Origin of the sequence: Streptomyces sp. NPDC018031 (assembly GCF_044327625.1) — a bacterium.
Lineage (GTDB): Bacteria > Actinomycetota > Actinomycetes > Streptomycetales > Streptomycetaceae > Streptomyces.
Genome location: NZ_JBIRFT010000019.1, coordinates 1 through 12,137, shown reverse-complemented (window position 1 = coordinate 12,137; position 12,137 = coordinate 1). Strand labels below are relative to the sequence as shown.

Sequence of the window (12,137 nt, the reverse complement as noted above, 5' to 3'; positions counted from 1 at the left end):
TCGCCCGTCGAAGGTCTGAATTTCACCACCCCTTGGGGGTAATCCCCATTCCGTATGACAACCCGACCACAAGTGAGGTGAGTCGCCCGTCGGGACCGGCGGACCCCGGTCATCGGCCGTCAACTGCACTGCCGTAAACCGCCGTTGGCAGCCGCACCGAGCGGTCGGCAGGTTCCCGGCCCCGGCGGCCGGGGGCAGCGCACCGACCGTGAGAGGTATTCGCCCGGCCGAGGGTGACGCCCCCCGCGGGGCGACTCCGGCACCCGGGTCCGCTCCCGCCCGCCGGCCGGCGGGCCTACCGCGGCGGGCCGGGTGCCGCGCCGGACGGTCAGGCAGGCTCGCGCCGCCCCTCCAGCTCCTCCTTCAGACGCCGCAGGGTGACCTCCATGTTCCGGCGGTTCGCCTCCGCGCGGTCCCGCACCCCGGTGACGAAGGAGCTGATGAACCGCATCAGCCGCCCGCGCTGGTCGACCCAGCTCTCGGTGACCTTGGTGGCGGTACCGGATTCCACGGGCTCGAAGGCGTAGCTCCACTCGGCGACGCTCAGGCCGACCGCCCGTACCCGGAAGGCGAACCGCTGCCCGCGCTCCGCTGCCGTGACCTCGCAGTCGGTCGACCAGGACCGGCCCCTGGCGGCGGTGTTGCGGCCGGTGAAGCGGGTGCCGACCCGAACCTCCCCGCCCGCGGCGCCCTTGACGTCCGCCCCGGTGCACTCGGGGCTCCACCGGCCCATGGCGGACACGTTCGCCACCGCGTCGTAGGCCACGCCCGGCTCCACGGCGATCACGGTCGACTCCGAGACTCTCTGCTCCATCAACGGCCCTTCGGAAGAGGTTGGGACGGTTCCGGCGGTGGTTCCGGTGCCGCGGTCGCGGCGGCTCCCGCGGCCGCCCGCCCGGCACTCCCGTGCATGACAAGATCGTGCGGCCGAGGGAGGGACCCGGTCAAGCGGCCGGGAGCGCGGCCCCCTTACCACCGGGGCGGGCCCGCCGCCGCGGCAGCCCGGCCCGCGGCGGACACGCCCCGGACCCACGGCTACAGGCCGGCTCGGGCCCGGCTGGGGCGGCCGCGGAAGCCCCGGACGCCCGCCGATCCGGGCGCCTACCATGGGTGGGGCGGTCCGTGTCCGCCCTTTCCGTTCCCGCTCCGGAGGCTGCCGTGACACCGATGCCGCAGGCGGAATACGGCCATCGGCCCGACTATCCGCCCAGGACCCCGCCCCCGCCGAAGAAACCCCCCAGCCCCTTCCCGCCGGATCCCCGGGGCGACGCGGCGCACGACCGCGGCGCGGTGACCATGCGCAACCGCCGGGGCGCCCACTGGCTCCTGGAGTCCTCGCCCTGGGCCGCCCACCGCGCGTCCCGCCGGGCGGCCCGCCAGGTCGAGCGGTGGGGCCACCCGGCCGCCGGTACCACCGTCCGCGCGGTCACCACACTGCTGGTCGGCGACGCCGTGCGGGACGGCGGCACCCGGGTCAGCCTGCATCTGACCGACCGCGACCGGCGGATCCTGGTCCTGGTACTCAGTCACCGGCGCGGCCCGAACCCGGCGGACGGGGCCGTGCTGCGCCGCGTCGCGCGACTGGGGGTCGGTGACTGCGGGTCGGACGCGGCGGGCGGCGGCCGCCGGCTCTGGGCCGTGATCGACTCCTCCCCCGCCACCGAACCGGTCGCCACCCGCTGAGCGCCGGCCGCCCGTCGCCCCCGGGCCGCCGCCATCGATCGCCGGGCACGCGGAATGCCGGCTACCGGCCGGGGTACCCGATCAGGGACCAGCCCGGAACAGCCAAGCGTGTACGGAGGCATGACTCATGGGCATGGGTGGATGCATTGCCATGATCGCCCTCGGGGCGATCCTCACCTTCGCGGTGGACGTGGATCTGAACGGAATCGACACACCCCTGGCGGGGCTGATCCTGATGGGTGTCGGCATCCTCGGACTGTCCGCGTACATCAGCGTCTTCAAGCGTCGGCGCACCCAGGCACCGTCGCCCGCCGCACCGGTCGTCGAGGAGCGGCACCACTACGACCGCATCTGACCGACGGGTGCCGCCGCACCCTTCCGACCTGCGCGTCCGCGGGCCAGAAGGAGGTGCGGCGGCGGCTGTGGGGCTTCACGGGGACGTCGGCCGACGTCCGGACTCCCCCCGGCCGGCTCGACGCCAGGCACGTTGCCGCCGTGCGCCCGGATGGCCGGCACGTAGGAGTACTTCCGCAGACCGACCCCGGTACCGGGCCTACTCCTCCTCGGGCCCGAGGGCCGGAACGTCCCGCAGGTCGACGGCGGCCGAGGAGCGGGGGGCATGGAGTTCCAGGAGGACGATCTCGTTGCGGCCGGGCCGAAGCACCGGGGCGGGGACGTACAGCGAAGACTGCGGGCCGCGGGACCAGTACCGGCCCAGCGCGAAGCCGTTGATCCAGGCGTTCCCCTTGGTCCAGCCGGTGGTGTCGAGGAAGGTGTCGGCCGGCTCCTCGATGTCCACGGTGCCCCGCCGGAAGACCGGGCCGGCCGACGGTGCGGCGGGGGTGGCGAACCCGAGGGAGTCGAGGGAGGTGAGGGGCAGGGCGCGGCTCGCCCAGCCGGTCAGCGGGGCGCCGTCGAGGGCCACCGGGCCGACCAGCCCCTTGCGGTCGTGGAGGGCCGGACCGTAGTTGACCCGGCCCTGGTTCTCCACCAGGATCCGGAGCACGGCACCCGCCCGGGGCACGGTGAACGCCACGGTGTGTTCGTGCCGTTCGCGCTCCAGGACGCCCACGGGCTGGCCGTCCACGAAGACCTGGGCGCGGTCGCGGACGGCCTCGATCTCCAGCAGTGCCGGGCCGGGCTCCGTGAGCGTCGCCTCGTAGAGCACGAACCCGAAGGCCTGCCCGAGCTCCTCCATGGTGCGGGGCCGCTCGGAGACCACTGCCTCCCCGAGGCCGTCCAGGTTCTCGAAGAGCGGGGCGGCGGCGGTCAGCTCGATGTCCAGCTGGCAGATCTTCTTCGACGGCGGGGGCACCGGGGTGTCCGGCACCGGGGCGTGGCGGGAGATGACCTCGCGGAAGGCGTGGAACTTCGCGGCGGGGTCGCCGGCTTCGTCCAGCGGGGCGTCATAGTCGTAGGAGGTCACGGTGGGGCGGTAGGTGTGCTTGTCGTTGGCGCCGTTGGTGAAGCCGAAACTGGTGCCGCCGTGCAGCATGTAGAGGTTGACCGAGGCACCGGCCGCCAGCAGTTCGTCCAGCGCGTCCGCGGCGTGCTGTGCGTCCCGGACGACGTGGATGCCTCCCCAGCGGTCGAACCAGCCGATCCAGAACTCGGTGCACATCAGCGGCCCGGACGGTTGGACCTCGCGCAGCGCGGCCAGGCCCTCGCCGACCCGGCTGCCGAAGTTGACGGTCTTCAGGACGCCGGGCAGGCCGCCGCGGACGAGGTCCTGCGGCTGGTCGCAGGTGAACAGCAGAGTCTCACCCAGGTGACGGGTCATGGTGTCGGCCAGGTGCCGCAGGTAGGCGACGTCGTCGCCGTAGGCGCCGTACTCGTTCTCGACCTGCACCGCGATCACCGGGCCGCCCCGCGTCCCCAGGTACGGCGCGACGGCGGGCAGCAGTCGGTCGAAGTACTCGTCGACGGCGGCGAGGAAGCGCGGGTCCGTCGAGCGCAGCCGCATCCCGTCGTGGGCCAGCAGCCAGGAGGGCAGGCCGCCGCCTTCGAACTCCGCACAGATGTAGGGGCCCGGACGCAGCAGGACGTGCAGGCCCTCGGCCGCCGCGAGTTCCAGGAAGCGGGGCAGGTCCAGCAGTCCGTCCAGGACCAGCTCGCCGCCCGCGACGGGCTGATGGAGGTTCCAGGGGACGTAGGTCTCGACGGTGTTCAGGCCCAGCGCCCGTGCCTTGCGCAGGCGGTCGCCCCACTGCTCGGGGTGGACGCGGAAGTAGTGCAGTCCCCCGGAGAGGATCCGGAACGGGCGTCCGTCCAGGAGGAATCGCGTGTCGTCGGTCTTCAGGATGGGCATGTCGGCTGCTCCGTGGCCGGAACGCTGGTCCGGCTGAGTGATGGCGGACAGCGGCGGTGCACCGCTGCGGTCGTCGCGCCGAGCGGCGCTGGGGTTCCGGGGTCGCTGCCGGTCCGCGCCGGATCGTCAGGGCGGGCGCGGACCGGCAGGCGGCGGGGACGCCGCGGGACGCCGCCCGCTAGGTCGGGTACGCGGGCGGTCGCGGTGCCCGGTCCGTGGGTGGGACCGGCCCCGCGGCACTGCCTCGGAGGGCCGGTGCGCGGGGCCGGGGCCAGGGCCGGGCGGCCTCGGTACGGGGGTCTGGGTCATACCGTCGGCCGCCCGGGGCGGCGGGGCCGGCGGGCTACTCGATGGTGAAGCCCTGTTCCTTGCCGTACTTGAGGGAGGCTTCCTGCCAGTCGGCCAGGCCCTGCTCCAGAGGGGTGCCGGTGCTGTACGCCTTGCCGGCCTTGTCGTTGAAGATGGAGTTGGCGTACACCTGGAAGGGCAGGTAGGACCAGTCGTCCGGGACGTCGCCGGCCGACTGGGCGAGGATCTTGTTGGCCTGCTGGCCGCCGAAGTACTCGTACTTCCGGTCCAGGAAGTCCTTGGATTTCAAGATCGCCGTGGTGGCCGGGAAGGCGCCCTCGGCGACCCGGCTCTTCACGCCGTCACCGGCGTTGGCGTACTCCACGAAGGCGTAGGCGAGTGCCTTGTTGCCGCTCTTCCGAGGGATCGCCAGTGAGCTGCCGCCGTTCTCGGCGCTCACCGAGGCGCCGGGCTTCCACTGCGGCAGTGGGGCGACCCGCCAGTCTCCCGAGGCGCCCGGTGCCCCGGAGGTCAGGTTGGCGGGCATCCAGGCGCCGATGGCCAGGGTGGCGATGTTTCCGTCGGACAGGCCCTTGTACCACTCCTCGCTCCAGGAGGGAACGGGTGCCACCAGGTCGTCGTCGATGAGCTTCTGCCAGGTCCTGGCGTAGGCGGTGCTGCCCTCGTCGGTGAAGTCGATGGACACCTTGGTGCCGTCCACCTTGTAGGGGCGTCCGCCGGCCTGCCAGATCATGCTGGTGGTGAAGCCGGCCTCGCCGATGTCGTTGGTGATGTACACGTCCGGGTCGGCCTCGTGGAGCTTCTTCGCCGCGGTGACGTACTCGTCCCAGGTCCTGGGTACCGGTACGCCGTGCTTGTCGAAGACCTTCTTGTTGTAGAAGAGCGCCATCGGGCCGGCGTCCATCGGCAGGGCGAAGATGCCGTCGTCGTAGGAGACCGCGTTCCAGGGGCCGGGCGAGTAGGTGTCGTCCAGCTCATCGGCGCCGAAGCCGGACAGGTCGGTGAGTGACTCGCTCAGTGCGAACTGGCCGAGTGCGTAGTACTCGATCTGCGCGACGTCCGGTACGCCGGAGCCGGCGGAGATCGCGTTCTGCAGTGCGGTGTAGGCGTCGGTGTTGGTACCGGAGTTGACCAGCTCCACCTTCACCTTGGGGTACTTGTCCTCGAAGTCCTCGGCGACCTTCTTCAAGGTGGGCTCCCAGGCCCACACCTTGATGGTGCCGCCCTTCTCCAGCGCCGCCTTGATGTCGGACGGGGAGCCGCCGGCGCTGCCGCCGCCGTCATCATCGGAGGAGCCGCAGGCGGTCAGGGTCAGCGCGAGGGCGACCGCACAGGCCAGTCCCGTCCGGCGCAGCGCTCGTCGCGGTCTGTTGGTCATGGTCAGTCATCTCACTTCATGTGGTTCGGTACGTCGGTACGGGTGCCGGGGTCACGCGGCCGTGGGCAGGGGGTGCGGCCGGGTCACTCCTTGACGCTTCCGGCGGCGAGTCCCGACTGCCAGTACCGCTGGAGCAGCAGGAAGGCGGCGATGAGCGGCACGATGGTGAGCAGGGAGCCGGTGAGCACCAGATGGGGAACGGCTTCACCACCGGCGGTGGAGGCCTGTGCGTTCCAGGCGTCCAGGCCCAGGGTGAGCGGATACCAGTCCGGATCCTTGAGCATGATCAGCGGCAGGAAGTAGTTGTTCCAGGTGGCTACCACGCTGAACAGCAGCACCGTGACGATGCCCGGTGCCAGCAGAGGCAGGCACACCTGGAAGAAGGTGCGCAGTTCCCCGGCTCCGTCGATGCGCGCGGCCTCCATCAGTTCGGTGGGGATGGCTTCGGAGGCGAAGACCCACATCAGATAGAGCCCGAAGGGCGAGATCAGGGACGGGATGATCACCGCCCACGGTGTGTCGGTCAGCCCCATCTTGCTGAACATCAGGAAGGTGGGGATGGCCAGCGCCGTCCCGGGGACGGCGACCGCTCCGATGACGACGGCGAAGACGCCGCGCTTGCCGGGGAAATCGAAGCGGGCCAGGGCGTAGCCGCCGAGTACGGCGAGGAAGGTCGCGCCGCCCGCGCCGGCCACCACGTACAGCAGGGTGTTCAGCAGCCAGCGCAGGTAGACGCCGTCATGGTAGGTGAGGGTCTCGGTGATGTTGCTCCACAGGGCGAAGTCGCCGTCGAGCCACAGGCCGAAGGAGCTCTGCAGGCCGCTCTGGGTCTTGGTGGCGCTCATCAGCAGCCAGGCCAGGGGCAGCAGGGTGTAGATCACCACCAGGCCGGTGAGGAGGGTGAGCGCGATGCTGCGGCGGGGGCGGTCGCGTCGCTGTGTCCGGCGGGCGGGCGGGCGCGGTACGGGGGCGGGGCGGGGTCGGCGGTGCTTGGTGCTCGGCGGGGTGGCGGCCGGTGCGGTGGCTCCCATCGTCACTTCTCCTTCCGCATGCCGCGCAGCTGCACGACATAGGCGATGATCATGGTGAGGATTCCCATGACGATCGCCACCGTGGCCGCGTAGTTGTGCTGCTGCCCGTCGAAGGCCAGCGAGTAGGTGTACAGGTTGGGCGTGAAGTGCGTGGTGATCGCGTTCGGGGCGATGTCCTGCAGGATGCTGGGCTCGTTGAACAGCTGGAAGCTGCCGATGATGGAGAAGATGGTGGCGATGACCAGCGCGCCGCGGATGGCGGGGATTTTGATCGCGGTGATGACGCGCCACTGGCCGGCCCCGTCGATCTCCGCGGCCTCGTAGAGCGAGTGCGGGATCACGCGCAGGGCCGAGTAGAAGATGAGCATGTTGTAGCCCATGAACTCCCAGGTCACGATGTTGCCGATGGAGGCGAGGACCAGGTCGGCGGAGAGCGGTTCGGGCATCGACACGCCGAAGGTGTCGTTGATGTTGCCCACCAGGCCGAAGCGCGTCCCGTACATGAAGCCCCACATGAGGGTGGCCACCACTGCGGGGACGGCGTAGGGCAGGAAGATCGCCACTCGGAAGAAGTTCCGGCCGTAGAGCCGTCCGCTGTCGATCGCCAGCGCCACCAGCAGCGCGATCCCGAGCATGACGGGCACCTGGACGGCGAGGAACAGGCTCACCCGGCCCAGCGCGGACCAGAACTGCGGGTCCTCGAAGGCGCGCTGGTAGTTGTCGAGGCCGACGAACGAGGTGCCTCCCACCAGCCGGTCCTGGAAGAGGCTGAGATGGATCGAGTAGGCGATCGGCGCGAGGAACACCAGGGCGAAGACCGCCATGAAGGGGCCGATGAAGCCCCACCCGATCCACGCTCGCCGGCGGCGGAACCTCTGCCGTGGGGCGGACCGCCCCACGGCAGAGGGTGCTGGCAATGTCGTCATGGCTGAATTCCTCGCGTGTCGTACGGGATGCCCGGCGGAGGGGAATACGGAAGCCGTCAGCGCACGGGAGGCGGGCCGGGCGTTACAGAGATGTTTACGTAAACATCGCGCTGATGAGATGCTTACATTGAGCCCTCGGGGGCGTCAACATTCGTGCGGTACTGATTTGGCCCTGACTGACGGGAGGCCGGGAGTGCAGGTGGACGGCGTCATGGACGACGCGAACACGGGAGGCCGGAAACGGTCCCGGGAGGCGGCCGGCAGGCCGGGGCAGCAGCGCCGGGTCTCCATGGCGGACGTGGCCCGGCGGGCCGGAGTCTCCTCACAGACCGTGTCCCGTGTGTCGAACGGTCACCCGGGTGTCGTCGAGGCGACCCGGCAGCAGGTCCTGGCCGCCATGAAGGAACTGGGCTACCGGCCCAACAGCGCAGCCCGGGCCCTGAAGCGGGGCGAGTTCCGCACCATCGGCATCATTCTGTTCACGCTCTCCACGACCGGCAACGTCCGGACGCTGGAGGCCATCGCCACCTCGGCGGCCCGGGAGGGTTACGCCACCACCTTGCTGCCCGTCGCCGTACCGACCCAGGACGAGGTGCGCGGCGCCTTCACCCGGTTGGGAGAGCTGGCGGTGGACGCGATCATCGTGATCATGGAGGTGCACCTGCTGGACGCCGCCACGGTCTCGCTGCCGCCCAACGTCGGCGTGGTCGTGGCGGACTCCGACGCCGGCGACCGGTACAGCGTGGTGGACACCGACCAGATGGGCGGCGCCACCGAAGCGGTACGGCACCTGCTCGACCTGGGGCACGCCACCGTGTGGCACGTGGCCGGACCGCAGGAGTCCTACGCCGCGCAGCGCCGGACCGACGCCTGGCGGGCGGAGCTGGAGCGGGCCGGTCGGGAGGTGCCGCCGCCGCTGCGGGGCGACTGGTCGGCCGAGTCCGGGTACCAGGCGGGGCTGCGGCTGGCCCGGGAACCCGGCTGCACCGCCGTCTTCGCGGCGAACGACCAGATGGCGCTGGGCGTGCTGCGCGCCCTGCACGACAGCGGCCGTAAGGTGCCGGACCAGGTCAGCGTGGTGGGGTTCGACGACATCCCGGACGCGGGCTCCTTCATCCCGCCGCTCACCACGGTCCACCAGGACTTCGCGGAGGTCGGCCGGCGCTGTGTGGAGAGCGCGCTGCGGCAGATCCGTACCGAGCAGGAGGAGCACGGCACCACACTGGTACCGACCCGGATGGTGGTCCGGAAGAGCACCGCCCCGCCCCCGGCCGGCGCCGGCTGAACAGCCCCCACGGTGTGGCGGGAGCCCGTGCGCCTGCGCGGCAGGATCTCGCGCTCCGCCGGCCCGGTGGAACGGTCGGCGTGGGGGCGACCGCTCGGCGCCCGCCCCCACGCCCTCCGACGCGGGGGGTGCGTCGGGCCGGCGTGGCGCCCCGGCGCACCCCCCGGTACGGCTATGCCCCGCTCTCCCCCAGCGTCCAGAGCTGGTTGCTGCCGGAGTTCGGCTCCCACACCGCCACCGTGGCCCCGTCATGCGTGGCGGCGCCCGCCACGTCGAGCAGTTGCCCGCTCCCGGCGTTGACGAAGGTCCACCGTCCGTCGCCGGTGGTCGACAGGACCCACTGCGCTTGCTGTGACACCGTCGATCCCTCGTCCGCCAGCACGGCGGCGCCGTCCTGGGCCGCGAGCGCGCGCCCGCTCTCCGCCTCCCTGATCACATAGCGTCCGCGGTTGCCGTGTCCCGGGGTGATCCGTTCGAAGGTCCACCGCTGGCCGGCACCGTCGGAGCGGTCGTCCCGGATGGCGACGCCGCGCCCGTCGTCCGCGACGGTGAGCGACTTCCCGCTGCCCTCGCCGGTGAGTCGGTAGGCGTGCCCGTCCTGGATTCCTGCACCGTCCGCGACGCCGGAGACGCCGGAGACGAGGAACGTGGTGACCGTACGCGCCGGGACGGAGATCGTGGCGCGGTCTCCGGAGACCCGCACCGGTTCACGGGACTGGAGGACTTCACCGGCGCCGGTCACCACCGGTGTCACCGTGGCGTCCGGGTTCACTTGAGCGAACTTGGACAGATCCAGGGTGACATTCCGAGCCGCGTCACTGTCGTTGACATGGACGACGGTGGCCTTCTGGCCTCCCTCGGAGACCGCCGCGACGCTCGCGGGGTCCTCGGTGCGCACCAGCCGGTCGCCGGGCTTGATGTAGTGCGTGAAGTTCCGCGCGGTGTTGAACTTGGTGTTGGTGCGGACCGGGCAGGTCCGCAGGGTGTCGCCGGCCTTGCAGTCGAAGGGCACCTGGATGGTGCCCCAGTTGCCGCCCTGGGCCGACTCCCCGCCCGGCTTCATGTTGTTGTAGTCCTCGACGGGTTGCCAGAACAGCCAGGCAGTCGGCTCCAGTTCCCGCAGGTCCCCGACGATGTGACGGGCCAGGCCGAGACCAGGGCCCATGTCCGTGAAACTCTGCCCCTGGCCCCAGTCGCCGTCCACCTCGCTCATCCACAACGGCTTGTCCGCGGCTTTGGCCAGGTCGCGGACGGTGGTGCGGCCGCCGGTGCCGTAGGTGTGCACGTTCAGCCGGCCGACCATGTCCCGTTCGCTCGTGGTGTACGCCCGCCAGTTGCCGGCGAACCCCTCCGGGGTGCTCTCGTCCATCGCCGATATCCGCGGGTCCACCGCTGCCGTGCGGAGCTCCTCGTGGAGCGCGCGGAGCACCGACCGCTGCAGCTCGGGGCTCATGTGGGTGCCCTCCTGACGACCACCGGTCGGTTCCCCGTCGGGGCCGAGGGTGGTCCTCCAGGTGCCGTTCGGCTCGTTGAAAGGGTCGAGGGTGGCGATGTCGATGCCGTGCGCACGCTCGACTCGCTCCACGACGCCGATCAGGTACCGGGTGTAGTCCGTGACGGAGTCCGGCTTCAGCTGGTCGGCCTGGGGGTCGAAGCCGCCCGAGACATAGCCGCTGGTGGTCATGAACCATGGCGGGGAGTTGCTGAACGCCTCCCAGTGGTCCACCTGCGATTTGACGCGGTCCACCCACCACCGCTGAGCACGGTCCGCCTCCGGGTTCCACAGCTCGGGGTCGTCCGGTGACCACCAGTCGGTGTCCTCCCGCGTGGTGCCGGCCGGGGCCTTCCACCATCCCGGGACGGCGCCCCCGGCGCGCAGATAGTCGCGCACATCAGGGGCGTTGCCACCGCCGATGTTGTACCGGGCGATATTGAGTGCCAGTCCCTGGTCCCCGAAGACGAGGTCGGCGAGGCGTTGGCGGATCTGCTCCGGGTAGCCGCCGGTGGCGTTGGCGAACCAGACGAGGCTGGTGCCCCAGCCCTGGAACGGCTCGCCCGCGTAGGAGGGGTCGGGCGTGATGGTGATCGACTCATCGGTGGCGGACGGGCCCGCCGATACCGGAGGCGAGGTGGCGAGGGTGCCGGCGAGCAGTGCGCCCAGCGCACCGGCCGCAACCGCAACGCGCCTGCGGCGCGAGGTTCTTGCCATGGAGAGGGCTCCTTGGGGGGATGCGTGACGAGCCTGTGATCGGGATATGCGCCGCCGTCGCGCCGCGCCGGGCGGCGCCCGGCGCGGCCCCATCTCATGGGGGCAAGGGAGAGGGAAGAGCGGCGCGCATACGAAACACCGATGACGCCGAACATCCGGCGACGTAATGTTTGCGTAAACATCAGCTGGTGCGATGCTGGCACCAGCGACCGGCAGCGTCAAGGCGCGCGGACGACCGAGCCTGCCCCGCGCCACCCTCGCCGGTACAAGGGCGTCGCCCAACTCGTCTCCGACGGCCGGGCGCAGGGCTACGTCCTCAACGAGCCGGTCTTCATCTTCCTCGCCCGCGGCAAGATCGCCGGCCTGCCGGTGATGACCTGGATCCTGATCGTGGTCGCGCTGGCGGTGCACGTGCTGCTCAAGCACACCGACATCGGCCGCAACCTCTACGCGATGGGCGGCAACGACACCGCGGCACGACTGGCGGGCGTCTCCGTCAACAAGTACCTGGTGGCCGTCTACGCCCTGATCGGCGTGGTCGCCGCCATCGCCGGCATCCTGCTGACCGCCCGCACCGGATCCGGGCAGCCCGACTCCGACAGCGAAGGCCTGGAGCTCAAGGCGATCACCGCCGACGCCCTCGGCGGCTGCGCCCTCAAGGGCTACAAGGGCGGCATCGGCGGCACGCTGCTGGCCGTGGCACTGCTCGGTGCGCTGGAGAACGGCCTGACGGTCGAGGGCATCAACACCTTCTGGCAGAACGTCGCCCAGGGCGCCCTGCTGGTGGCCGCCTTGGTCATCCAGCAGCGCCGCAGCGGGGAACGCGCCGTCGGACTACCCGCCTGACCCCCGTCCCCGCACCCGACGAGCAGAAGGGGAGTCGAGCCGGGCCCCGGGGGGGCCCCCCGGGGGCGGGGGGGCCCCGGGGGGCCCCCCCCCCCCGCGGGGGGGGGGCCCCCGGGCGGGCCGGGGGGGGGGGCGCCGGGGTCGGGCCCGGTGCCCCGCGGA

General features: G+C 71.5%; 10 protein-coding genes. 4 read left to right on the top strand and 6 right to left on the bottom strand.

Annotation, left to right across the window (positions count from 1 at the left end; translation table 11 throughout):
• Positions 1-328: 328 nt before the first annotated feature.
• Complete coding sequence (locus tag ACH4B3_RS29240) at positions 329-814, bottom strand: SRPBCC family protein (RefSeq protein ID WP_398467840.1); 486 nt, start codon at positions 812-814, stop codon at positions 329-331.
• A gap of 476 nt (positions 815-1,290) precedes the next feature.
• Between ACH4B3_RS29240 and ACH4B3_RS29235 the strand changes: the two genes are divergently transcribed.
• Positions 1,291-1,683 (top strand): hypothetical protein, encoded by a 393-nt coding sequence (locus ACH4B3_RS29235; RefSeq protein WP_398467838.1) that lies wholly within the window; start codon positions 1,291-1,293, stop codon positions 1,681-1,683.
• Positions 1,684-1,810: 127 nt separating this feature from the next.
• Positions 1,811-2,038 (top strand): hypothetical protein, encoded by a 228-nt coding sequence (locus ACH4B3_RS29230; protein WP_398467836.1) that lies wholly within the window; start codon positions 1,811-1,813, stop codon positions 2,036-2,038.
• A gap of 198 nt (positions 2,039-2,236) precedes the next feature.
• On the opposite strand, the gene ACH4B3_RS29225 is transcribed toward ACH4B3_RS29230, so the two are convergent.
• From ACH4B3_RS29225 to ACH4B3_RS29210, 4 genes are all read right to left on the bottom strand, one after another.
• On the bottom strand, positions 2,237-3,991 hold the full coding sequence (locus ACH4B3_RS29225; protein ID WP_398467834.1) for a beta-galactosidase family protein: 1,755 nt from the start codon (positions 3,989-3,991) through the stop codon (positions 2,237-2,239).
• 343 nt (positions 3,992-4,334) lie between these two features.
• Positions 4,335-5,678 carry an ABC transporter substrate-binding protein gene (locus ACH4B3_RS29220; RefSeq protein ID WP_398467832.1) on the bottom strand — a complete coding sequence of 448 codons (1,344 nt, stop codon included), beginning with the start codon at positions 5,676-5,678 and terminating at the stop codon, positions 4,335-4,337.
• Between the two features lie 83 nt (positions 5,679-5,761).
• Complete coding sequence (locus tag ACH4B3_RS29215) at positions 5,762-6,709, bottom strand: carbohydrate ABC transporter permease (protein ID WP_398467830.1); 948 nt, start codon at positions 6,707-6,709, stop codon at positions 5,762-5,764.
• Positions 6,710-6,711: 2 nt separating this feature from the next.
• Entirely contained in the window at positions 6,712-7,635 is a 924-nt protein-coding gene (locus tag ACH4B3_RS29210; protein ID WP_398467828.1) for a carbohydrate ABC transporter permease, read from the bottom strand.
• Between the two features lie 289 nt (positions 7,636-7,924).
• Between ACH4B3_RS29210 and ACH4B3_RS29205 the strand changes: the two genes are divergently transcribed.
• On the top strand, positions 7,925-8,920 hold the full coding sequence (locus ACH4B3_RS29205) for a LacI family DNA-binding transcriptional regulator (RefSeq protein ID WP_398468044.1): 996 nt from the start codon (positions 7,925-7,927) through the stop codon (positions 8,918-8,920).
• A 172-nt stretch (positions 8,921-9,092) separates the two neighbouring features.
• Here the strand turns inward: ACH4B3_RS29205 and ACH4B3_RS29200 are convergent, their stop codons facing one another.
• Entirely contained in the window at positions 9,093-11,129 is a 2,037-nt protein-coding gene (locus ACH4B3_RS29200; protein ID WP_398467826.1) for an RICIN domain-containing protein, read from the bottom strand.
• A gap of 141 nt (positions 11,130-11,270) precedes the next feature.
• On the opposite strand from ACH4B3_RS29200, the gene ACH4B3_RS29195 reads away from it, so the two are divergent.
• Positions 11,271-11,975, top strand: coding sequence for an ABC transporter permease (locus tag ACH4B3_RS29195; RefSeq protein ID WP_398467824.1), 705 nt, complete (start codon positions 11,271-11,273; stop codon positions 11,973-11,975).
• Positions 11,976-12,137 lie beyond the last annotated feature (162 nt).

Coding starts and splice junctions, on each gene's coding strand:
- ACH4B3_RS29240 (WP_398467840.1), bottom strand. CDS start 814: ATGGAGCAGAGAGTCTCGGAGTCGACCGTGATCGCCGTGGAGCCGGGC.
- ACH4B3_RS29205 (WP_398468044.1), top strand. CDS start 7,925: ATGGCGGACGTGGCCCGGCGGGCCGGAGTCTCCTCACAGACCGTGTCC.
- ACH4B3_RS29215 (WP_398467830.1), bottom strand. CDS start 6,709: ATGGGAGCCACCGCACCGGCCGCCACCCCGCCGAGCACCAAGCACCGC.
- ACH4B3_RS29220 (WP_398467832.1), bottom strand. CDS start 5,678: ATGACCAACAGACCGCGACGAGCGCTGCGCCGGACGGGACTGGCCTGT.
- ACH4B3_RS29230 (WP_398467836.1), top strand. CDS start 1,811: ATGGGCATGGGTGGATGCATTGCCATGATCGCCCTCGGGGCGATCCTC.
- ACH4B3_RS29225 (WP_398467834.1), bottom strand. CDS start 3,991: ATGCCCATCCTGAAGACCGACGACACGCGATTCCTCCTGGACGGACGC.
- ACH4B3_RS29200 (WP_398467826.1), bottom strand. CDS start 11,129: ATGGCAAGAACCTCGCGCCGCAGGCGCGTTGCGGTTGCGGCCGGTGCG.
- ACH4B3_RS29210 (WP_398467828.1), bottom strand. CDS start 7,635: ATGACGACATTGCCAGCACCCTCTGCCGTGGGGCGGTCCGCCCCACGG.
- ACH4B3_RS29195 (WP_398467824.1), top strand. CDS start 11,271: ATGACGCCGAACATCCGGCGACGTAATGTTTGCGTAAACATCAGCTGG.